Below are 21,213 nucleotides of genomic sequence, written 5' to 3' on the forward strand. Positions count from 1 at the left end.
GGGATGGGCACCGGATCTGGGCCTAGACGGCGTTCGGCATGTCCTGGAAGCGCGAGTAGTGCCCCTGGAACGCGACCGTGACGGTGCCCGTGGGGCCGTTACGCTGCTTCGCGAGGATGAAGTCCGCCTCGCCCGCGCGCGGGCTGTCCCGGTCCCCCACGGCCTCGCGGTGGAGCAGGATCACCATGTCGGCGTCCTGCTCGAGCGAGCCGGACTCGCGGAGGTCGCTGATCGCCGGCATCTTGTCGGCGCGCTGCTCGGAAGCACGGTTCAGCTGTGACAGCGCCACCACGGGCACGTCGAGCTCCTTCGAGAGCAGCTTGAGCGCACGCGAGAACTCGCTGACCTCCTGCTGGCGGCTCTCGACCTTCTTGCCGCTCGAGAGCAGCTGGAGATAGTCGATGACGACCATGCGCAGGCCGTGCTGCTGCTTCAGCCTGCGGCACTTGGCGCGGATCTCGACGAGCGTCAGGTTCGGGCTGTCGTCGATAAAGAGCGGCGCCTCCGCGATCCTCGCCTGCGTCGCCGCGAGCTTCTGGAAGTCGCGATTGTCGAGGGCGCCCTTGCGCAGCGTCTGCATGGGAATGCTCGCCTCTGCCGCGAGGAGGCGCATCGCGATCTCCGCGCGGCCCATCTCGAGCGAGAAGAACACGGTTGTCGCCTCCGCGTGCACCGAGGCGTTGCGGGCGACGTCGAGCGCGAGCGTCGACTTACCCATTGCGGGACGCGCGGCGATGATGATCATCTGGCCACCCGCGAAGCCGTTCGTCATGGCGTCGAGCTCGCTGAAGCCGGTCGGCACGCCGAGCATGCCGTCGGTCGCGCTGTTCGCCTTGTTGATCTCCTCGAGCGCCGCGTCGACGGCGAGCGAGAGCGGCACATAGTCCTCGCCCTGGTTCTCCCCCGTCACGCCGTAGATCTCGGCCTGGGCGACGTTCACGAGGTCGATCGCCTCGCCCTCGCCCGCGTAGCCCATCTGCACGATCCGGGTGCCCGCCTCGACGAGCCGCCTGAGCAGCGCCTTCTCGGCGACGATCTCGGCGTAGAAGCTCGCGTTCGCAGCGGTCGGCACGATCCCGGTGATCGTGTGGAGGTACTCCGCGCCGCCGGCGCGCTGCAGATCGCCCAGCTTCGTGAGCTCGTCGGTGACCGTGATCACGTCGGTCGGCTCGCCCCGGGAGTAGAGCGAGAGCACCGCCTCGTAGATGACTTCGTGCTTCGGGACGTAGAAGTCGTCCCCCTTGAGCTGGCCCGTGACGTCGGCGACCGCGTCTTTCGACAGCAGCATGCCGCCGAGGGCGCTCTGCTCCGCCAGCAGGTCGTACGGCGGAGTGCGCTCATGGCCGCGCGACTCGTTCTCGACGAACGAATCCGGGATTCCCAGGTGAGCGATTGACACTCGACCACTCCTTCTCACAGACGTTGATCCGGTACGTACCCATCACACACCGGACCCCGGACATTCACGGTATGGGCACCCGTCGAGTCCGCAAAATAGCCCCCCACCCAGCCTGTGGATAACTTCGTGCATAACTCGCCGGTTTTGGCCACAGGTTATCCACATGCTTGGGGACAAGCTGTGGACACCGAAATAACAATCCCACAAACCCGCCGCCTGATCAGGTGTTTTACTTGTCCACAGGACGATTAGTTTTCAAGTTTCAGGTAGAGCTTGAGGCTTTTCGGCGGCCCCGGGGTGTGGAGAACTTCCGGACGAAACGGGCGAATGTCAAGTCCGAAATGGCGTTTCTGAAAGTCTCTCGTTCATTGAGCGTTTACGCGCGGCTACCCGCGCTCTCGCACCCCGTGAACGGGCCAGAAAACGCCTGCGGGGCGGCGATCCCGAGTGGAATCGCCGCCCCGCAGGAACGCGCGTGAGCACTAGCGCTGCGAGATGACCTGCAGCGTGATCTCCGCGTCGACACCCTCGTGAAGGTGCACGATCGCCTTGTACTCACCGGTCGTCTTGATCGACGGAACGGTGATCTTGCGCTTGTCGATCTCGCCGATGCCGGCCTCCGACACCGCAGTCGCAACCGCGGCCGGCTTGACCGAGCCGAAGAGGCGCCCACCGGTGCCGGTCTTCGCCTGGAGGCGGATCTTGCCCTCCTGGAGCTTGGCCTTGAGCGCCTGCGCGTCCTCGACCGAAGCGAGCGCGCGAGCGTCGCGGGCCGCACGGATCTGCGCGACCTGAGCCTCGCCACCGCGGGTCCAGTGCACTGCGTAGCCCTGGGGGACCAGGTAGTTACGCGCGTAGCCGGTCTTGACGTCAACAACGTCGCCGGCGGAACCGAGGCCCTGGACCTCGTTCGTCAGGATAACCTTCGCCATGATGATTCCTCCTTGGCCTTAGCGGCCGGAGCCGGCGTAGGGGAGGAGCGCCATCTCGCGGGCGTTCTTCACGGCCTTCGCGATGAGTCGCTGCTCCTGCACGGACACGCCGGTGATACGGCGGGCGCGGATCTTTCCGCGCTCAGAGATGAACTTGCGGAGCGTTGCGACATCCTTGTAATCGATGACGCCGACGGTCTGCTTCTTCGCGGGTGCTGCGGCCTTTGCGTTCTTACCGCGACCCGGCTTGCGGCCTGCGCCGCTGGACTTGCCTGCCATTGTGGTCTCTTTTCGTGATGCGTCCCGGGGGCAACCGGAACAAGAAGTGGTTCACCGCCCGCTGGGCGGGGGAGAGGGCCCCTAGAAGGGCTGCTCGTCGTCGAAGCCGCCGCCGAAGTCGCCGCCGCCGGAGTTGCCGCCGCCCTGCTGGCCCGAACCGCCCGGGTTGCCCCAGGGGTTGTCCTGCTGTGCTGCGGGCTTGCCCCAGCTGCTCTGACCGGCGGGCTGGCCGCCACCGAAGCCGCCGACCTGGCCACGCGCCTGACCGCGCGTCACCTGAGCGGTGGCGAAGCGGAGCGACGGCCCGATCTCTTCGACCTCGAGGTCGAGCGACGTGCGCTGCTGACCCTGGTTGTCGGTGTAGCTGCGCTGGGTGAGACGGCCCTGAACGATCACGCGCATGCCCTTGGTGAGGGATGCGGCGATGTTGTCGGCGTACTCACCGTATGCGCGGCAGCCGAGCCACAGGGGCTCGCCGTCAGACCAGTCACCGGACTGGCGATCGCGCACGCGCGGGGTCGAGGCGATCCGGAAGGTCACCCACGACTTGCCCGCCTGGCTCACGCGAGGCTCAGGGTCGGCAACGAGGTTGCCGACGACGGTGATCAGCGGCTCGCCGGCCATGACCTACGCGCCAGCCTTCGCAGCGCGGGCGGCCTTGGCCTGATCGCGCTTGGCCTGAGCGGCACGCTGTGCCATGAGCTCCTCGGAGCGGAGGACCTTCGTGCGCAGCACGGCCTCGGACAGGCCCAGCTGGCGGTCGAGCTCCGCGGTCGCCTCGTGCGACGCGGTGAAGTTCACCACGACGTAGATGCCCTCGGACTGCTTCTTGATCTCGTATGCAAGACGGCGCTTGCCCCAGATGTCAACGTTCTCGATCTCGCCACCCGCATTGCGGATGACGCCCAGGAACTTGTCCATGCTGGGGGCCACAGTGCGCTCGTCGATACCCGGATCGAGGATCACCATGAGTTCGTACGGATGCATTACTGACCCACCTCCTTCGGACTTCACGGCCACAGGATTTCTGTGGCAGGAGGGTGTTTGTGCATCGTGCCCGCGCGCTCACGGATTGCTCGCAGCGCAGACAACCCCAATAGCTTAGCACCTTTGCGCAGATCCGGAACCCGTATTCCGGCTCCGGCATGCTCGGGGCCCGGCCGCAGAGGGGAAATGAACGATTGTCGTTCGTTTGCGCGCCGGAATCCCCGTCTGGTCGCCCGCCCTTTACTCTGGAAGCATGAGGATCGCGCTGGTGTCGCTGCACACATCGCCCGGCTCGGTCCCCGGACGGGGCGACGCCGGCGGCATGAACGTCGTCGTGTCCGAGGCCGCGCACGCGCTCTCCGACCGCGGCCACGAGGTCGTCGTCGTCACGCGCGCGACGACGGAGCTGTCGCCGGGGGAGTGCACGCTCGATGCGTCCCGTTCGCAGACCCGCCTCGTGGTGATCAGGGCCGGGGATCCGGCGCTCGGCAAGCGGGACCTCATCAGGGTGCTTCCCGAGGCGGCAGGGGAGATCACGGAACTCGGGCCCTTCGACGCCGTGCACGCTCACTACTGGCTGAGCGGGATCGCCGCCGGCCCCGCCGCCACCGCGAGCGGCGTGCTCTCGGCCATCACGTTCCACACCGTCGCCGCGCAGAAGAACGAGCGGCTCGCCCCGGGCGACACCCCCGAGCCGCCGCTCCGGATCGCCGCGGAGCGCGCGCTCGCGCGGTCGTCGTACGTGATCGCCGGCAGCCAGAGCGAGCTCGACAGCATCGAGCGCTCGGCGGGGGAGCCGGCGTTCGGCTCAGAGGTGATCCACCCGGGCGTCGACACGGTGCTCTTCCGCCCGCTCGGCCGGGCGCCAGGGGCGGATGTTTCCCGTGAAACGGAGGCGCCCATGCGCGTCCTCGTGCTCGGCAGGCTGCAGCCGCTCAAGGGCCAGGACCTCGCAATCGCGGCCTTCGCGGCGATGGGCGACGCGGATCCCGAACTGGCCGCGCGCGTCGAGCTCGTCATCGCGGGTGAGCCGTCCCCCGGCCAGGAGTCCTGGGCGGCCGGACTCCTCCGGCTCGCGGAGCGACTCGGCGTCTCTGATCGGGTGCGCTTCCTCCCGGCCCAGGATCGCGAGGCCTCCGCCCGGCTCCTGGCCGGAAGCGCGGTCGCGCTCGTCCCCTCGCACTCCGAGACGTTCGGCCTCGTCGCCGCCGAGGCGGCCGCGTGCGGCGTGCCCGTGCTGGTCGGCGCGCACACGGGCCTCCTCGAGGCGGCGCCGCACGAGGTCGCAGGGCTCCAGGTGCCCGGGCGCGATCCCGCCGCCTGGGGGAGCGCCCTCGCCCGGCTGCTCGGCGATCCGGCGCTGCGCGCGAAGCTCGGGGTGTCGGCCCGCAAGCACGCGCTCTCGCTCGACTGGCGCGCACACGCCGAGCGCCTCGAGCGCCGCTACCAGGCGCTCCGCGCCCTCACCGCGCGATAGCGCGCCGGGGCCCGTTGCCGCCGGGGCCCGTTGCCGCCGTCCGCGCTCAGAGGGAGATCTGCGTTCATTTCCAAGAATTTCGGCAGCCAGCCTGTTTGAACGCAGATCTCCCAGCGAGCGCAGCGAGCGGACGGCGCGGCGCGGCGCGACGCCCTAGCGCGCCAGGAACTCCTCGAGCTCCGTGCGCGCGACGTCGTCGGGCTTCTGCACGGGCGGCGACTTCATGAAGTAGGCGGACGCCGCCTCCACCGGACCCGAAAGCCCCTGGTCAAGCGCCACCTTTGCGCTCCGGATCGCGTCGATCATGGTGCCGGCCGAGTTGGGGGAGTCCCACACCTCAAGCTTGTACTCGAGGCTCATGGGCACGTCGCCGAAGCCGCGCCCCTCGAGCCGCACGAACGCGAACTTGCGATCCTCGAGCCACGGCACGTGGTCGCTCGGCCCGATGTGCACGTCGTCAGCGTCGAGCTCAACGTCAATGTTCGACGTGACCGCCTGCGTCTTCGAGATCTTCTTCGACTTCAGCCGGCTGCGCTCGAGCATGTTCTTGAAGTCCATGTTGCCGCCGACGTTCAGCTGGTATGTGTGGTCGAGCGCGATCCCGCGGCTCTCCATGAGGCGCGCGAGCACGCGGTGCGTGATCGTCGCCCCGACCTGGCTCTTGATGTCGTCGCCCACGATCGGGAGGCCCGCGGCCTCGAACTTCGCCGCCCACGCCGGATCGCTCGCCACGAACACGGGGACCGCATTGACGAAGGCGACCCCGGCCTCGAGCGCGGCCTGCGCGTAGAACTTCACGGCCTGCTCGCTGCCGACGGGCAGGTAGCAGGCGAGCACCTCGGCGCCCGTATCGCGCAGCACCTGCGCGACGTCGACGGGCTCGGCGGCCGACTCCTCGACCGCGTCCCGGTAGTACTCGCCGAGGCCGTCAAGCGTCGGCCCGCGCAGCACCTCGACGCCGAGGTTCGGCACGTCCGAGAACTTCAGCGTGTTGTTGTGGCCCGCCCAGATCGCCTCGCTGAGGTCGCTCCCGACCTTCTCGGCGTCAACCTCGAACGCCGCAACGAACTCCAGGTCAGACACGTGGTAGCCGCCCAGACGCACATGCATCAGGCCCGGAACCTGCGCGTCGTCTTCCGCCCCGCGATAGTATTCAACGCCCTGCACGAGCGAGCTCACGCAGTTGCCAATGCCCGCGAGGGCCACCTTCACACTCATTGCACCCCTTTGTCATTCCCGTCACCGCAACGACTGCGGCGCCGACCAGAAAGTCTACTGCGAGCCGGCGAGCCGGCGCCGGATCAGGACCCGGATCAGGCCCCGAGCTGCGCTGGCACGAGGCGGAACGCCTCGCTCCGCGCGATCGGCTCGCGCTGACCGCCGACGTGCACGATGTCGTCGCCGTCGACCGTGAGCTGCGTGCCGTGGGCGCGGAGCGCCGCGACCTTCCGCTCGAACCAGGGCGACACGTCGTGGGTCTCGATGTCGGATCCGGCCCCGGTGTCGGCCCCGGATCCGGCCCCGGATCCGCCCGGCACGATCTCCCAGAACGGCAGGCCGAGCGCCTCGGCGACGGCCCGCGAGAGCCGGTGCGCGAAGACGTGGTCGGGGTGGCCGTAGCCGCCGCCGTCGTCGTAGCTCACGATGCCCTGCGCCCCGGCGAGGTAGGCCGCGGCGAGCAGGTCGTTGAGCGCCTCGACCGCGGGCGCGCGCGTGAGCGCGTCGGGGCCGGCGTCCGGCGCGGCCTGGGCGCGGCCGTCCTCGCCCCAGCTCATGCCGGAGTCCTCGTAGATCGCAGGCGGCAGCCCCTCGGCGCGCGCAGGCTCGACGCCCAGGAACGCGTGGCGCTCGAGCCCGAGCATCGCGATCGCCGCGGCGAGCTCCGTCTGCCGGTGCGGCGCGAGCGCGTCGGTGCCCTGCAGGTGCGCGAACGGCCCGGGCGTCACCTCTCCCTGTTCGCCGCGGGTGAGCGTCACGAGCAGGGGCTCGCGCCCCGCCTCGGCGAGCCCGGCGAGCGTGCCGCCCGTCGCGATCGTCTCGTCGTCGGGGTGGGCGTGCACGAACATCACGCGCGGGCGCCCGCCGAACCACGCGCCCGGATCCGCAGCACCGCCCGGATCCGCAGCACCCTGCTGCTCACTCATCTCGCTCACTTCGCTCCCTCGCTCTCCGGCTGCTCCGCGAACCACGCGCGCAGCCGCTCCTCCGCGGCCTCCTCGCCGATCGGCCCCTCGTCGAGGCGCACCTCGAGCAGGAAGCGGTAGGCGCGGCCCACGAGCGGCCCCGCGGGGATCCCGAGCAGCTCCATGATCCGCGCGCCGTCGAGCTCGGGCCGCACCGCGGCGAGCTCCTCGGCCTCGGCGAGCTCCTCGATGCGCCGCTCGATGTCGTCGTAGGCGTGCTCGAGGCGCTCGGCCTTGCGCCGGTTGCGCGTCGTCACGTCGGCGCGCGTCAGGATGTGCAGCCGCGACAGCTCCTCGCCGGCGTCGCGCACGTAGCGCCGCACGGCCGAGTCGGTCCACTGCTGGTCGCTGTAGCCGAAGAAGCGCAGATGCAGTTCGATCAGGCGCGCGGCGCGCTTGATCGTGTCGTTGTCGAAGCGGAGCTCCCGCAGCCGCTTCTTCGCGAGCTTCGCCCCCACGACGTCGTGGTGGTGGAACGTCACGCCGCCGCGCTCGAAGCGCCTGGTCGCGGGCTTGCCGATGTCGTGCAGCAGCGCGGCGATCCGGAGCACGATGTCCGGCGCCTGCGTCGCACCTGAGGCGTCGGGATCCGGCACCCGCCTCGCGATCTCAAGCTCGATCGCCTGCTGCAGCACCGTGAGGCTGTGCTCGTAGACGTCCTTGTGCCTGCCGTGGTCGTCCTGCGTCTCGACGAGCGCCGTGAGCTCGGGGAGGAAGCGCTGCGCGAGGCCAGACTCCACGAGGAGCCGGATCCCCGGCACCGGGTCGTCGGCCGAGAGCAGTTTCACGAACTCGTCCCGGATCCGCTCCGCGGAGACGATGTCGAGCCGGTCCGCGAGCTCGGCCATCGCGACCCGCGTGCCCTCGACGACCTCGAAGCCGAGCTGCGCGGCGAAGCGGGCGGCCCGCATCATGCGCAGCGGGTCGTCCGAGAACGACACGGCGGGGGAGGCCGGCGTCCGGATCGCGCCCGCGAGCAGGTCCTCGACCCCGCCCGACACGTCGACGAGCTTGAGCGAGGGGAGCATGAGCGCGAGCGCGTTGATCGTGAAGTCGCGCCGCACGAGGTCGCCCTCGATCGTGTCGCCGTACTTCACCTCGGGCTTGCGCGAGTCGTCACGGTACAGTTCGGCGCGATAGGTCGTGATCTCGACCGTCTCCCCCGAGATGCGCGCCGCGATCGTGCCGAAGTCGCGGCCGACGTCCCACACCTTCGCACCGAGCCCCTCGAGGATCGCCTGGGTCTCCTCGGGTCGCGCGGAGGTCGTGAAGTCGAGATCGGTGACCGGACGGCCGAGCAGCGCGTCGCGCACCGGCCCGCCGACGAGCGCGAACTCGTGGCCAGCCGCGTCGAACGCGCTGGCGAGCTCGGACACGGGAGACGAGGCGGCGATGGCGCGCAGGGCGTCCATGGACTCGGCGAGAGAGGGCATCCCATAAGGGTACCGGGGAGTGCTCGGCGAGAGTTCCTAGACTGGTGGCTATGCCTGTTGCTCTGAGTGCGCTCCGTCGCCGCCGCGCCCGGCTCGCGGCGATCCTCTCGGCGCTCGTGTGCTTGGGCCTCGGATCAGGGGTGGGAATCGCCGCAGCAGCTCCGTCTGCGGCGCAGCTTGGACTCCCTCGGCACGTCGCCAACGACGCCTTCCCTGTGGCGGGGGCGTCTCTCGCGGTCGCCCCCGAGGATCCGATCGTGCTCGCGAACACGGAGGAGATCGCCTTCAACGTCGCGATCGAAAACCCTGGTGAGGAGGCGATCCCGGCCGGGCGCATCGAGTTCAGGCTCGCCCCGGATCGCGTCGAGCCAGGCACGCGGCTCCCCGGCGCGGACGCTGAGGCGCTGCCGGGCGATACACCCGTGCTGGCGGAGGCGAGTATCGGCGCGATCTCCGCGGGCGGCGTGCAGACCGCCTCGGCGACGATTGCGACGGCGGATCTGCCGCTGTCCGCCGATTCGCCGCAGGGCGTGTATCTGGTGGAAGCCGCGCTCCTTCCGGCCAAAGAAGAACCCTCGGCGGACGCTTCCCCCGGACTGCACGCGCTCACCCCGATTGTCTGGCGGGGCCCCGGCGCAGAGACGGTGAACCTCAGCACGATCGTGCCGATCGTCTTCCCCGCGGACGTGCGCACCCTGCCCACGCGCCGCCAGCTCGAGACCGCGGCGACGCAGTGGGAGAAGCTTCTCGTCGAGGCGCGCGCCCTGCGAGCAACCCTGGCCATCGATCCGCGCGCCATCGCCGCGATCAGGGCGTACGGCGATGATGCCCCTGAGAACGCTCGCCTGCTGCTCCCCGAACTCGAGTCGTATCCCCACGACAGCTTCCTGCTCCAGTTCGGCGATGCAGACCTCGCGGCGCAGGCCGCCCTCGGCTTCGATGAGCCGCTCGCTCCGAAGACGCTCGACTTCGTCTCGCGCTTCGGGAGCTTCGCCCCCTCGGGCACGAGCCAGGAACAGGACCAGTCTCAGGACCCCGCTGATGAGCCGGCGCAGGATCCGGATCCCGAGACCGCCGATCCGTCACTGCCGAGCCTCGATGAGCTGCTCACCTGGCCCGCGAAGTCCAAAGCCGCCTGGCCGGCCGAGGGGGAGGCCAACCAGGAGACGCTCGCGCTCGCGCGCTCGGCTGGGCTCGAGGGCGTCGTGCTCGACTCCGAGAATGTCAGCCTGGGCGGCGGGCCGAGGGCCGAGGTCGCCGGCATGCCGGCGACCATCACCGACGCCGGTCTCGCCGCGGCCTCCCGGGACGCGATCGGCGGCGAGAACGACGTCGTGCGAAACTCCGGCACTGCCCTCATGGTCGCGCAGCTCGTGCTCGCCGCACAGGGACAGTCTCCCGGCGTCGTGCTGGGCCTCGACCGCGGCGCAGTGGCCGAGGGCGGCGACGCCACGAGCGAGCTGCTCGCGACGCTTGACCGGCTCGGATGGACGAAGCGGATCCCCGTCGCAGAGCAAGCCGCGGGCACCGCGACGCTGAAGGCCGCCGATCCGCTCGAGAACCGGCGGGAGCTGCTGCGTTCTGCGCTGAAGCGCGAGGCGAGCATCGTCGAGATCGGCGGGGTGCTCGAGCACCCCGAATACCTGATCGGCTACCAGCGGGCACGCCTGCTCGAGGTCTTCGGCACCCGCTACGCGGCTCCCGGGGTTGACTTCGACGAGGTCGCCGGCGCCTTCCGCGCGCGCGACGCGGAACTGCTGAGCGGGGTGCAGGCCATCAGCACGGAGCACACGCAGCTCGTGGGCGTCTCGACGCGCGTGCCCGTCCAGCTGCGCAACGCCCTGCCCTTCGACGCCGTGGTGGAGGTGCGTGCCGATCCGGCCTCCGCCGCGCTCTCCGTGGACGAGCGGGTCTTCACCGACGTGCGCGTGCCTGCCGAGGGCAACGGGCGAGTGCTCGTGCCCGTGCAGAGTCGCGTTGCCTCGGGCGAGTCGGGGCTCGTGGTCAGCGTCACCGCGCTTTCGGGGGAACCGACGAGCTACACGGGCACGCTCGACATCTCGATCCGGAGCAGCATCGAGACCGTCGGGGTCTGGGTGCTCGGCGGCCTCGCGGCGCTCCTCCTCGTGCTCGGGATCTGGCGCAGCGTTCGCCGCAAGCGCAGGCCGGCCGCTCAGCCCGCGGAATAGCGCGCGCCTAGGATGGGTTGTAATCCCTGCAGCGGCCGCACGCCGCCGCTCTGACAGCTCAACGCAATAGGAGCCCCATGCACCAGATCATCATCATCGGTTCCGGTCCCGCCGGCTTCACGGCGGCGATCTACGCCGCGCGCGCTGGCCTCAAGCCGCTGCTCTTCGCGAGCTCGGTGGGCGTCGGCGGCGAGCTGATGAACACGACCGAGGTCGAGAACTTCCCGGGCTTCCCCGAGGGCATCCAGGGACCCGAGCTCATGCAGAAGATGCAGGAGCAGGCGGAGCGCTTCGGCACGGAGATCGTGTACGACGACATCGTCGACCTCGACGTCTCCGGCGACGTGAAGACCGTGACGTCGGGCGACGGCAAGGTGCACGAGACCTCGACCATCATCTACGCGACCGGCTCGGCGTACCGCAAGCTGGGCCTGCCCGACGAGGATCGCCTCTCGGGTCACGGCGTCTCCTGGTGCGCGACGTGCGACGGCTTCTTCTTCCGCGAGAAGGTCATCGCGGTCGTCGGCGGCGGCGACTCGGCGATGGAGGAGGCCACTTTCCTCACGCGCTTCGCCGACAAGGTCTACGTGATCCACCGCCGCAGCGAGCTGAAGGCCTCCAAGATCATGCAGGAGCGCGCCTTCGCCAACGAGAAGATCGAGTTCATCTGGGATTCCGAGGTCGCCGCCATCCACGGCGAAACCGAGGTCACCGGGCTCACGCTGCGCAACACGGTGGATGGCGCCGAGTCGGAGCTCGCCGTCACTGGCCTCTTCGTGGCGATCGGCAACGACCCGCGTACTCACCTCGTGCACGGCAAGCTCGACCTCACCGAAGAGGGCACGATCGCGGTCGAGGGCCGCAGCTCGCGCACCTCTGCACCCGGCGTATTCGCCGCGGGCGACGTAGTCGACCCGACCTACCGCCAGGCCATCACCGCCGCCGGATCCGGGACCGTCGCGGCCCTCGACGCCGAGCACTTCCTCGCCGCGCTCGAGCAGGACCGCACGGCGGTGGCAGCGGTCTGAGCGGAACCCCCGCGGAACCCCAGCGGAACCCCCGCCCACGAGCCACGAAACATCGCACAAGGAGTCATCATGAACGAACCGATCAACGTCGACGAGCAGACCTTCGAGAAGGTCGTCCTGCAGAGCGAGGTCCCCGTCCTCGTGGACTTCTGGGCCGCCTGGTGCGGTCCGTGCCGCGCGGTCGCGCCCGTGCTCGACCAGATCGCGCAGGAGCAGGAGGGCAAGCTCCTCATCGCGAAGCTCAACGTCGACGAGAACCCGAACCTCGCGGCGAAGTACCGGATCACCTCGATCCCGGCCATGAAGGTCTTCAAGGGCGGCGAAGAGGTGCGCGAGATCATCGGCGCCATGCCGAAGCCCATGATCGAGGAACACCTCAACGGCATCATCTAGCCGCCGGATCGGGGCGGGGAGCGCGCAAGCGCGCCGCCGCCCGCCTGAGGGGTCGTCACCGCACCGGGTGGCGGCCCCTCAGCCGTTCCCGGGGTACTACGCCTCGGCCGCCTCGGACTCGGCGAGCTCCGCGAGCCGGTCGACCGACGACATGAGCGCCGGCCCCGTGTAGGAGCGCGCGCGGGCGAAGCGCGTCTCGTCCGTCAGCTGCGACCAGTCGTAGGTGTGCCGCACGAGGGCGCCGCCCTCAACCGGCTCGACCTCCCAGCGCCACAGGTGACCCCGCGGCTCCTCGCCCTGGGGAGCGGGGAGCCAGGCGATCCGGCGCCCCTCCTCGAACTCGACGATGCGGTTCTCGCGGACGTCGCCGTTGTGGATCTTCATCTGGAACACGTCGCCGACGGCGTGGACGCGCTGGCCAGGGGCCGCCTCGACGAGGTTGTCGTTTCCGTCCCACCGCGGCTGCTGCGACGGGTCGGCGATGAGTTCGAAGACCGCCTCGGCCGGGGCCTTGACGACTCGCTCTGCTGAAACAATGCGCTGTTCTTCGGTCATGCGACCAGTCAACCACGCGCCTCTGACATTGTCGCGGGTGCAGCGCGAACGCTCAGTTGAAGCCCTGGTCCCCGAGCTCGGAGAGGATCCGCTTGAGGTCGGCGATCGTCGCGAAGTCGATGACGATCTGCCCCTTCTTGGCGCCGAGCTTCACCGCGACGCGCGTGTCGAAGCGGTCGCCCAGGCGCTCCGCGATCTCGCCCAGCTGCGACTGCACGCCGCCCGCGCGCGGCTTCGGCGTCTTCCGCTTCGGCTCCTCGGCGGCCGCGGCCTCGGCCGCACGCACCGAGAGGCCCTCGTTGACGATCTTGTCGGCGAGGCGCTGCATCTGTTCGCCGTCGCCGTCGAGCGACAGGATCGCGCGCGCGTGGCCCGCCGTGAGCACGCCGGCGGCGACGCGCGCCTGCACCGGCTCGGGCAGGCGGAGGAGCCGGATCGTGTTGGAGATCTGCGGGCGCGAGCGACCGATGCGCTCGGCGAGCTGCTCCTGGGTGATCCCGAAGTCCGCGAGCAGCTGCTGGTACGCCGACGCCTCTTCGAGCGGGTTCAGCTGTGCGCGGTGCAGGTTCTCGAGCAGCGCGTCGCGCAGCATGTGCTCGTCGGAGGTCGAGCGGATGATCGCGGGAATCGTGTCGAGGCCCGCGCGCTTGGAGGCGCGGAGGCGGCGCTCGCCCATGATGAGCTCGTAGCGGGCCTCGCCCGGCTTCGGCTGCTCGATCTCGCGGACCACGATCGGCTGGAAGACGCCGAACTCGCGCACGCTGTGCGTGAGCTCCTCGAGCGCCTCCTCGTCGAACTCGGTGCGCGGCTGCGCCCGGTTCGGCACGACGTCGGCGACCGCGAGGCGCGTCAGGCGCGCACCGGGGACCTCCTGGAGTGCGTCGTTCGCTGCCGCCTGCGCGGTCTTCTCGGCATTCGCCGTGCTCGCGGTGTCGGCGCTCGAGGCCGAGCCAGCGGCCGGCGCGTTCTCCGCGGGAGCCGCGGGGAAGAACACGTCGACAGGACGCTCACCGCTCGTGGGGGACTGCGGGATCAGGGCCCCGATCCCGCGGCCGAGCCCGCCTCGCTTCTTCGTCGCCATCCGTCTACGCCTCTCCGTCTGTGGTCGCTGTGTGAGTCTCTGCCGCAGCGAGCGCCGCGCCGCGCTCCGCCATCTCTGCCGCCGCCTCGAGGTACGCGAGCGCCCCGATCGAGGCGCCGTCGTACGCGTGCACGGTCTGCCCGTAGCTCGGCGCCTCCGAGATCCGGACCGAGCGCGGGATCACGGCCCGGAGCACCTGCTCGGGGAAGTGCGCGCGCACCTCGTCGGCGACCTCGTGCGCGAGGTTCGTGCGGGCGTCGTACATCGTGAGCAGGATCGTCGAGACGCGCAGGCCGGGGTTCAGGTGCTTCTGGATCAGCTCGATGTTGCCGAGCAGTTGGCTCAGGCCCTCGAGCGCGTAGTACTCGCACTGGATCGGGATCAGCACCTCGTCCGCGGCGACGAACGCATTGACCGTGAGCAGTCCGAGCGAGGGAGGGCAGTCGATGAAGACGTAGTGGAAGCGCTCCTCGGCCGCGTCCAGGAACTCCTGCAGCGCCGTGCGGAGGCGCTGCTCCCTGGCGACGAGCGAGACGAGCTCGATCTCGGCGCCGGCGAGGTTGATCGTGGACGGCACGCAGAGCAGGTTCTCGTTGTCCGTCGTGGGCTGCAGCGCGTCGTCGATGTCGTGGTCGCCGAGCAGCACGTCGTAGACGCTCGTGACCTCGGGGCGGTGCATCACGCCGAGCGCGGTGGAGGCATTACCCTGCGGATCCAGGTCGATCACGAGCACCCGGGCACCGCGCCGCGCGAGCGCCGACGCGAGGTTCACCGTGGTCGTCGTCTTGCCGACGCCGCCCTTCTGGTTCGAGACCGTGATCACGCGGGTTTTCTCGGGAAGCGGCGAGACCGTTTCGGCGAGCTTCCGCCGTCGCCTGATCTTGTCGACGAGGTGGTCGCCGACGAGCGATTTCTCGGTCTCAGCCATGTCTATCGATTTTAGCCCGAAACACGCGCGTACTTTCCGAAAGCTGCTCCGCGCCGAGCTCCTCGACCGCGATCTCGACGACGCGATGCTTGCGGAGCACCTTGGCTGCGGCGTCGATCTCCTCGTTCACCGAGGCCCCCTTGAGGAAGAGCATCTCGCCGCCGTCGCGCAGCAGGGGGGCGGTGATGGGCACGAGCTTCCTGAGCGCGGTGACGGCGCGCGCCGTGACCTGGTCCACCTCGAAGGCGTCGTGGTACTCCTCGGCGCGGCCGCGCAGCACCTCGACGTTCTCGAGCCCGAGGAGGCCGATCTGCTCGTTCAGCCAGTTGCACCTGCGCTCCATCGGCTCAATCAGCCGGAAGTGCGCGTCGGGGCGCACGATCGCGAGCACGAGACCCGGCATGCCGCCGCCGGTGCCGATGTCGGCGACCTTGCCGCCCTCCGCGACGAGCGGGGCGAGCAGCGCGCTGTTCAGGATGTGCCGCGTCCAGAGCCGCGGGGCCTCGAGCGGCCCGATGAGGCCGAGTTCCTCGCCGCGTGCGCCGAGATCCGCCGCGAACGCACGCAGAACCTCGAGCCGATCGCCCGCGAGCTCCGCAGCCGCAGCCGGTTCCGTTTCGATCACACCTGCTCCACTCGGATTCTGACCGACCCGCGCCGGGTCGGTTTCACGTGAAACGCTCGCGGCGTTTCTAGCGCTTGCTGATGACCAGCCGGCGATCCCGGCCCTCGCCGCGGGACTCCGAGTGGTACCCGCGCTCGGCGACCTCGTCGTGCACGAGCTTGCGCTCGTACGACGACATCGGCTCGAGCTCGACCTCGGAGCGGCCGGCCGCGATCTGCGCGACGGCTGCGTCGACCATGCGGGTGAGCTCGTTCGCGCGGGCGTCGCGGGATCCGCCGATGTCGACGATCAGGCGCGAGAAGCGGCCGGCGCGGGCCTGCACGGCGAGGCGGGCGAGATCCTGCAGCGCCTGCACGGCGTCGGCCGTCGCGAGCCGATCCAGCTCCTCGTCGCCGCCCGTGACGGAGACGTAGACGCGACCGTTCGCGACCTCGATGTCGATGTCGCCGTCGAGATCCGCGATGTCGAGGAGCCCCTCAATGTAGTCGGCCGCGAGGTCGCCGTCGGCCTCGAGCTCCTCGAGGCTCAGGTCTTCCACTGCGCGTTCGGTCGTCATGATGCGTCCTTGCCCTTCTTCTTCGCGCGCTTCGAGCTCATCGGCTGCTGCCGCTGTCCCTGCTGGGGCTCGGGGAGGGTCTCGCCGAGCGCCTGTGCACGCTTCTCATCATCCGTCATCTTGCCCTTGGCCTTGAGCCTGGCCTGGCGCAGGCGCCACGCCTCGCTGCCGGGGGTCGGCATGTTGCGGATCACGATGAACTGCTGCGCCATGGTCCACACGTTGGAGGAGAACCAGTAGATGTTGAGCGCCAGCGGGAACGCGACGCCCGAGAACAGGAACGCGAAGGGGATGATGTAGAGCAGGATCCGCTGCTGGCGGTACATCGGCGAGTTCTTCGTCTCGTCTGAGACGTTCTTCGACATGATCTGCAGCTGCGTGAAGAACTGCGAGGCGATCATGAGCACCATGATCACGCCGAGCAGGATCACGACGACCCAGTTGCCCGACTCCCAGCCCTGGGTGAAGGTCATCTTGAGTGGGGCACCGAAGAGCGTCGCCGCGTTGAAGCTCTCGGTGAGGTCCTTGTTCATGAACCCGATGCCCGGCTTGTTCTCCGAGGCGTGGCGCAGCACGTAGAACAGGGAGAAGAAGACCGGCATCTGGATCAGGATCGGCAGGCACGAGGAGAACGGGTTCGTCCCGTGCTTCTTGTAGAGGGCCATCGTCTCGCGGCTCATGGCCTCGCGCGAGAACTGATCCTTCTTGCCCTTGTACTTGTCCTGGATCTTCTTCATCTCGGGCGCGAGATCCATCATGCGGCGCTGCGACTTGATCTGACGCACCGTGACCGGGATCAGCGCCGAGCGCACCACGATCACGAGGCCGATGATGGCGAGCACCCAGGTCAGGCCGCTGTCCGTGTCGAGCCCCACGAAGGTCAGCGCCTGGTGCCAGACCGCAAGCACGAGCTCGACGAGCCAGCGCAGCGGCCAGAGTATGGTTTCGAAGAAGTCCACCGGGTCAGACCTTTCGCTCGATGGGGCGGACGAATCCGCGGGTGTTGATCACAAAGTTCGGGTTCGGCCGCGCCGGCACGTCATCGATGCCGCCGGGGCTGAAAGGGTTGCACCGCAGGAGCCGCCAGGCCGAGAGTGCCGCTCCGATCAGGAAGCCGCGCATTTGCAGTGCCTCCACAGCGTATCGGGAACACGATGGATAGTACCTGCAGACCTGGCCATACAGCGGCGAAATGACTCGCCGGTAGCCGTGCATGAACGCGAGCGCCGCGTTCCGGGGGAGGAGCCAGAGCTCCCAGAGGATTCGCCTCACGCCGGTACCGCCGGGGTGAGTTCTCGCTCGACGCGGGCGATCGCACGGTCGAGCTCCGCCTCGAGATCGCCATATGAGGCATCAGCCGCGCGGGGAAGCGCGCGGAACACGACGTCAACGCCCGTGATCCCGCGCGCAATGTGGCGATCGACGATCCCCTTCATGCGGCGCCGGATCAGATTCCGCGTCACCGCGTTCCCCACGGCCTTCGACACGATGAAGCCGAAGCGCGCCGAGTCTCCCGGTGCACGCAAAACCGCGTGGGTGATGCAGAATGCACCTCCCACGCGGCGACCGGTGCGCACGACGCGCCGGTAATCGTCGCCCCGCGTGACGCGATGCCGTTTCGCAGGCATGTTGGCCGGGGCGGTCGGGGTTTACGCGGTGAGCTTCGCGCGGCCCTTGCCGCGACGAGCCGAAACGATTGCGCGGCCGGCGCGGGTGCGCATGCGGGCGCGGAAGCCGTGCACCTTGGCGCGGCGGCGGTTGTTGGGCTGGAAAGTGCGCTTGCTCATGATGAAGACTCCGTGACTTATGGAACATATCCCCGGGGCTCGCGGCCGACGAGGAAGTCGGATCTGGGCAGGGCTGCAGCAGGCTGCCGCCCATACAAGGTATTTACTTTACGCCCAAATCGGTGTCTCGTCAAAGCAACGGCGCGATTCTCCGAGTCTCGACACCGAGCGCTACGCAGATTCACTTCGGGCACCCATCGAACTTGCCTGTGGACAAATCTGTGACTAGCGTTGGCGCATATGTTCTCACACCGCGCGTGATCCGCATGTTCTCGGGGTTTTTCTTCGACTAGTCTGTGGATAAGCCTGTGGGGAAAGTTATCCACCCTCTACTGAGATCGAGTCGATTCCGCGTGACTGAGGACGAAGTACAGAAAGTCTGGGCCCGCGTGACCCAGGCGGTAATGGGCGATCCCGCGGTCGGTCCCGCGGTCGGAGCCCAGCTCGCCCTGGCGGTGCCGCGCGGTATCGCAGCGGGCACGCTGTACCTCGCGGTGCAACTCGAGTTCACGCTGAAGCTGCTCGAAAACCGCTTGCGCCCCGCCATTATGGCCGCGATCGCCCAGATCCCAGAGGCCCAGGAGATCGACAATTTCGTCGTGATCGTCGACGAGGATGCGCTGCCGACGCTCGATCCGGAGCCGGAAGTCGAGTCCACAGGTCCGGTGGATTCGTTTGCCGCCGCTCCCTCCTCTGGCGGATTCGCTGCCGCGCAACCCGGCCGTCACCACGAGTCGACGGCTCGGCCGGTCGACGAGCCGCGCAGCAGACACGGCGCCGACGAGGTGCTCGACAGCCGGCTCAACGAGAAGTACCGCTTCGACAGCTTCGTGATCGGGCAGTCGAACCGCTTCGCCCACGCAGCGGCGGTCGCGGTGGCCGAGGCACCGGCCCGCGCCTACAACCCGCTCTTCATCTACGGCGACTCGGGCCTCGGCAAGACGCACCTCCTCCACGCGATCGGACACTACGCCCGGGAGCTTTTCCCCGAGGTGCGCGTCCGCTATGTGAGTTCCGAGGACTTCACGAACGACTTCATCAACTCCATCGCGAACAACCAGGGCGCCGCCTTCCACGCGCGCTACCGCAGCGTGGACATTCTGCTCGTCGACGACATCCAGTTCCTCGAGGACAAGGTTGAGACGCAGGAGGCCTTCTTCCACACCTTCAACACCCTCCACGATCACAACAAGCAGGTCGTGATCACGAGCGACGTACAGCCGAAGCAGCTGCGCGGCTTCGAGGAGCGGATGCTCTCCCGCTTCGAGTGGGGACTCCTCACCGACATTCAGGTACCCGACCTGGAGACCCGGATCGCGATCCTGCGCAAGAAGGCGCAGCGCGAGCACCTGGTGATTGACGACTCGATTCTTGAGTTCATCGCGAGTAAGTTCACCTCGAACATTCGCGAGCTCGAGGGCACGCTCATCCGCGTCACGGCATACGCGAGCCTCAATCAGCAGCGGATCGATATGAACCTCGTGCACACGGTGCTGAAGGATCTCATCACGCTCGACGCCGATAACGAGGTGCAGCCCTCGGACATCATCAGTCACACGGCCGAGTACTTCGACCTCTCGGTCGACGATCTGTACGGCCCGACACGCGCGCAGCAGATCGCGACGGCCCGTCAGATCGCGATGTACCTCTGCCGTGAGCTCACCCCGCTCTCGCTCCCGAAGATCGGGCAACTCTTCGGCGGACGCGACCACACCACGGTCATGTATGCCCACAAGAAGATTTCGCAGCTCATCGCCGAACGGCGCTCGATTTACAACCAGGTGACGGAGCTCACCACGCGGATCAAACAGGGCTCCCGCTGACGAGTTTTCCACAGTTATGCACAGACCTGTGGATAGCTGGGGAGAACTCGGGCGATTCTGTGGAGGGTTTCGCGGCGCTTGTGGATTGCGGCCCTCGGACCCGGATCCGCGTTATTCCGCGGGAGTCGAGTCATCCACCGCCCGCCAACAACTCACAAGTTTGTAGTTCCCTTGCCACGACACGCTTTGTCGGAGTTATCCACAGTATCCACAGCCGTTAACACTGTTAACACTTCTCCAGTATTTGTTCGGGCACTCAATCACGCGATGCGGCTCGGCTGGATCGTCGTCGGGCGGCGTCATGAATCGGCGGAACTCTGCGACACGGATGCCTCCTCCCGCCGAGTGTGCAAAGATTGTGAGGCCGCGTGAAGTGGCAAGAATTTTGCGTACGTGCGCACTGGAAGGAAGCCAAATGCGATTCACCGTCAATCGTGACGTGTTCAGTGAAGCCGTATCGTTTGCAGTGAAGCTGCTTCCGCAGCGCCCGACCCAGCCGCTGCTGAGCGGCGCGCTCATCGAGGCCGAGGGCGATTCGCTCACCGTTTCCTCGTTCGACTACGAGGTGTCGGCCCGCACGTCGATCACCGCCTCCGTATCCGAGGCCGGCCGCGCGCTCGTGTCCGGCCGACTGCTCGGCGAGATCGCATCCCGTCTTCCGCACTCCGACGTCGAGGTCTCGCTCCTTGAGAGCCGTGTCGAGGTGCGCTGCGGCAGTGCGTCGTTCAGCCTGCCGGCCATGCCGGTGGAGGAATACCCGCAGATCCCACGCGTCGAAACGGTGTCGGGCTCGGTTCCGGCCGACGAGTTCTCGGACGCGGTGGCCCAGGTGTCGCTCGCGGCGTCGAAAGACGACGTCACCCCCGTCATCACGGGCGTGCAGTTCGAGATCAGCGAAAACTCGCTCACGCTGACCGCCACCGACCGCTATCGCGTCGCGACCCGGGGCATCGATTGGGAGAACCAGAGCGGTCAGGACAACCTTTCTGCCCTGGTCCCGTCAAAGATCGTGACCGAGGTCGGCAAGACCTTCGCCAACGACGGCACGGTCCAGGTGTCGATCATCAAGGACTCGGAGCGTGAGCTCATCGCCTTCACCGGGGGCACGAAGACCGTCACCTCGCTCCTCATCAAGGGCAACTACCCGCCGGTCGGCCGGCTGTTCCCCGAGACCGTGGACAACTACTCGGTCGTGAACACCTCCGAGCTGGTCGAGGCCGTTGGCCGCGTCGGCCTCGTGCTCGAGCGCGAGGCGGCGCTGAAGTTCTCCTTCGCGGAGGGGACCGTGACGCTCGACGCCGCAGGGACCGAGTCGGCGCAGGCCGTCGAGACGGTCGACGCTCACCTGGTCGGTGACGAGATGGTCGTGTCGCTCAAGCCGCAGTTCCTGCTCGACGGGCTTCGCTCGACGCACTCCGAGTTCGCTCGGATCGCCTTCACCCGCACGGACAATCCGGGCAAGCCGGGTCCCGTGATGATCACGAGCCAGCGCAGCAAGGACGAGGCCGACGAGGAGAGCTTCCGCTACCTCCTGCAGCCGAACCTGCTCCTGCGCTAG

23 protein-coding genes are annotated in these 21,213 nt (G+C 68.4%); 6 read left to right on the top strand and 17 right to left on the bottom strand.

Annotated features, from left to right (window positions below):
- Positions 1-22: 22 nt before the first annotated feature.
- From dnaB to rpsF, 5 genes are all read right to left on the bottom strand, one after another.
- Positions 23-1,399 (bottom strand): replicative DNA helicase, encoded by a 1,377-nt coding sequence (gene dnaB / locus ACOPJ3_RS01505; protein ID WP_427870067.1) that lies wholly within the window; start codon positions 1,397-1,399, stop codon positions 23-25.
- A gap of 482 nt (positions 1,400-1,881) precedes the next feature.
- Positions 1,882-2,331, bottom strand: coding sequence for a 50S ribosomal protein L9 (gene rplI / locus ACOPJ3_RS01510; RefSeq protein ID WP_427870068.1), 450 nt, complete (start codon positions 2,329-2,331; stop codon positions 1,882-1,884).
- A gap of 18 nt (positions 2,332-2,349) precedes the next feature.
- A complete protein-coding gene (gene rpsR, locus ACOPJ3_RS01515) occupies positions 2,350-2,610 on the bottom strand; it encodes a 30S ribosomal protein S18 (protein WP_200114886.1) in 261 nt (86 codons plus the stop codon).
- A gap of 81 nt (positions 2,611-2,691) precedes the next feature.
- A complete protein-coding gene (gene ssb, locus ACOPJ3_RS01520) occupies positions 2,692-3,234 on the bottom strand; it encodes a single-stranded DNA-binding protein (RefSeq protein WP_427870069.1) in 543 nt (180 codons plus the stop codon).
- A gap of 3 nt (positions 3,235-3,237) precedes the next feature.
- Entirely contained in the window at positions 3,238-3,597 is a 360-nt protein-coding gene (gene rpsF / locus ACOPJ3_RS01525) for a 30S ribosomal protein S6 (protein WP_427870070.1), read from the bottom strand.
- A gap of 253 nt (positions 3,598-3,850) precedes the next feature.
- On the opposite strand from rpsF, the gene ACOPJ3_RS01530 reads away from it, so the two are divergent.
- Positions 3,851-5,074, top strand: coding sequence for a glycosyltransferase (locus ACOPJ3_RS01530; RefSeq protein ID WP_427870071.1), 1,224 nt, complete (start codon positions 3,851-3,853; stop codon positions 5,072-5,074).
- A 153-nt stretch (positions 5,075-5,227) separates the two neighbouring features.
- Here ACOPJ3_RS01530 and ACOPJ3_RS01535 read toward each other — a convergent pair whose 3' ends face one another.
- The 3 genes from ACOPJ3_RS01535 to ACOPJ3_RS01545 form a co-directional block, all read right to left on the bottom strand.
- Positions 5,228-6,292 carry an inositol-3-phosphate synthase gene (locus ACOPJ3_RS01535; RefSeq protein WP_427870072.1) on the bottom strand — a complete coding sequence of 355 codons (1,065 nt, stop codon included), beginning with the start codon at positions 6,290-6,292 and terminating at the stop codon, positions 5,228-5,230.
- Between the two features lie 95 nt (positions 6,293-6,387).
- On the bottom strand, positions 6,388-7,218 hold the full coding sequence (locus ACOPJ3_RS01540) for a PIG-L family deacetylase (RefSeq protein WP_427871248.1): 831 nt from the start codon (positions 7,216-7,218) through the stop codon (positions 6,388-6,390).
- A gap of 5 nt (positions 7,219-7,223) precedes the next feature.
- On the bottom strand, positions 7,224-8,690 hold the full coding sequence (locus ACOPJ3_RS01545) for a CCA tRNA nucleotidyltransferase (protein ID WP_427870073.1): 1,467 nt from the start codon (positions 8,688-8,690) through the stop codon (positions 7,224-7,226).
- A 50-nt stretch (positions 8,691-8,740) separates the two neighbouring features.
- Between ACOPJ3_RS01545 and ACOPJ3_RS01550 the strand changes: the two genes are divergently transcribed.
- From ACOPJ3_RS01550 to trxA, 3 genes are all read left to right on the top strand, one after another.
- Complete coding sequence (locus ACOPJ3_RS01550; protein ID WP_427870074.1) at positions 8,741-10,879, top strand: DUF6049 family protein; 2,139 nt, start codon at positions 8,741-8,743, stop codon at positions 10,877-10,879.
- A gap of 77 nt (positions 10,880-10,956) precedes the next feature.
- Positions 10,957-11,907 (top strand): thioredoxin-disulfide reductase, encoded by a 951-nt coding sequence (gene trxB, locus ACOPJ3_RS01555; protein WP_427870075.1) that lies wholly within the window; start codon positions 10,957-10,959, stop codon positions 11,905-11,907.
- 69 nt (positions 11,908-11,976) lie between these two features.
- Positions 11,977-12,300 (top strand): thioredoxin, encoded by a 324-nt coding sequence (trxA, locus tag ACOPJ3_RS01560; protein ID WP_427870076.1) that lies wholly within the window; start codon positions 11,977-11,979, stop codon positions 12,298-12,300.
- Between the two features lie 96 nt (positions 12,301-12,396).
- Here trxA and ACOPJ3_RS01565 read toward each other — a convergent pair whose 3' ends face one another.
- The 9 genes from ACOPJ3_RS01565 to rpmH all read right to left on the bottom strand — a co-directional run bounded on the left by ACOPJ3_RS01565 (position 12,397) and on the right by rpmH (position 17,832).
- Positions 12,397-12,855 carry an SRPBCC family protein gene (locus ACOPJ3_RS01565; RefSeq protein WP_427870077.1) on the bottom strand — a complete coding sequence of 153 codons (459 nt, stop codon included), beginning with the start codon at positions 12,853-12,855 and terminating at the stop codon, positions 12,397-12,399.
- A 52-nt stretch (positions 12,856-12,907) separates the two neighbouring features.
- Positions 12,908-13,936: a ParB/RepB/Spo0J family partition protein gene (locus tag ACOPJ3_RS01570; protein ID WP_427870078.1), complete on the bottom strand. Its 1,029-nt coding sequence runs from the start codon at positions 13,934-13,936 to the stop codon at positions 12,908-12,910.
- 4 nt (positions 13,937-13,940) lie between these two features.
- Positions 13,941-14,864 (bottom strand): ParA family protein, encoded by a 924-nt coding sequence (locus ACOPJ3_RS01575; RefSeq protein ID WP_427870079.1) that lies wholly within the window; start codon positions 14,862-14,864, stop codon positions 13,941-13,943.
- Positions 14,857-15,489, bottom strand: coding sequence for a 16S rRNA (guanine(527)-N(7))-methyltransferase RsmG (gene rsmG, locus ACOPJ3_RS01580; protein WP_427870080.1), 633 nt, complete (start codon positions 15,487-15,489; stop codon positions 14,857-14,859). The genes ACOPJ3_RS01575 and rsmG overlap by 8 nt, the downstream gene beginning before the upstream one ends.
- Before the next feature lie 67 nt (positions 15,490-15,556).
- Complete coding sequence (locus tag ACOPJ3_RS01585) at positions 15,557-16,045, bottom strand: protein jag (protein ID WP_427870081.1); 489 nt, start codon at positions 16,043-16,045, stop codon at positions 15,557-15,559.
- On the bottom strand, positions 16,042-17,004 hold the full coding sequence (gene yidC, locus ACOPJ3_RS01590) for a membrane protein insertase YidC (RefSeq protein ID WP_427870082.1): 963 nt from the start codon (positions 17,002-17,004) through the stop codon (positions 16,042-16,044). The genes ACOPJ3_RS01585 and yidC overlap by 4 nt, the downstream gene beginning before the upstream one ends.
- A gap of 4 nt (positions 17,005-17,008) precedes the next feature.
- Positions 17,009-17,317 (bottom strand): membrane protein insertion efficiency factor YidD, encoded by a 309-nt coding sequence (yidD, locus tag ACOPJ3_RS01595; RefSeq protein WP_427870083.1) that lies wholly within the window; start codon positions 17,315-17,317, stop codon positions 17,009-17,011.
- The gene (gene rnpA / locus ACOPJ3_RS01600; protein WP_427871249.1) at positions 17,314-17,622 is read right to left on the bottom strand and encodes a ribonuclease P protein component; all 309 of its coding nucleotides are present in this window, start codon (positions 17,620-17,622) and stop codon (positions 17,314-17,316) included. Before rnpA ends, yidD begins: the two co-directional genes overlap by 4 nt.
- 72 nt (positions 17,623-17,694) lie before the next feature.
- Positions 17,695-17,832: a 50S ribosomal protein L34 gene (gene rpmH / locus ACOPJ3_RS01605; protein WP_208236312.1), complete on the bottom strand. Its 138-nt coding sequence runs from the start codon at positions 17,830-17,832 to the stop codon at positions 17,695-17,697.
- Positions 17,833-18,236: 404 nt separating this feature from the next.
- Between rpmH and dnaA the strand changes: the two genes are divergently transcribed.
- Complete coding sequence (gene dnaA / locus ACOPJ3_RS01610; RefSeq protein WP_427871250.1) at positions 18,237-19,655, top strand: chromosomal replication initiator protein DnaA; 1,419 nt, start codon at positions 18,237-18,239, stop codon at positions 19,653-19,655.
- Between the two features lie 415 nt (positions 19,656-20,070).
- Positions 20,071-21,213 carry a DNA polymerase III subunit beta gene (dnaN, locus tag ACOPJ3_RS01615; RefSeq protein WP_427870084.1) on the top strand — a complete coding sequence of 381 codons (1,143 nt, stop codon included), beginning with the start codon at positions 20,071-20,073 and terminating at the stop codon, positions 21,211-21,213.

Origin of the sequence: Leucobacter luti, from assembly GCF_050310065.1 — a bacterium.
In the GTDB taxonomy this organism is placed as follows: Bacteria; Actinomycetota; Actinomycetes; order Actinomycetales; family Microbacteriaceae; genus Leucobacter; species Leucobacter luti_B.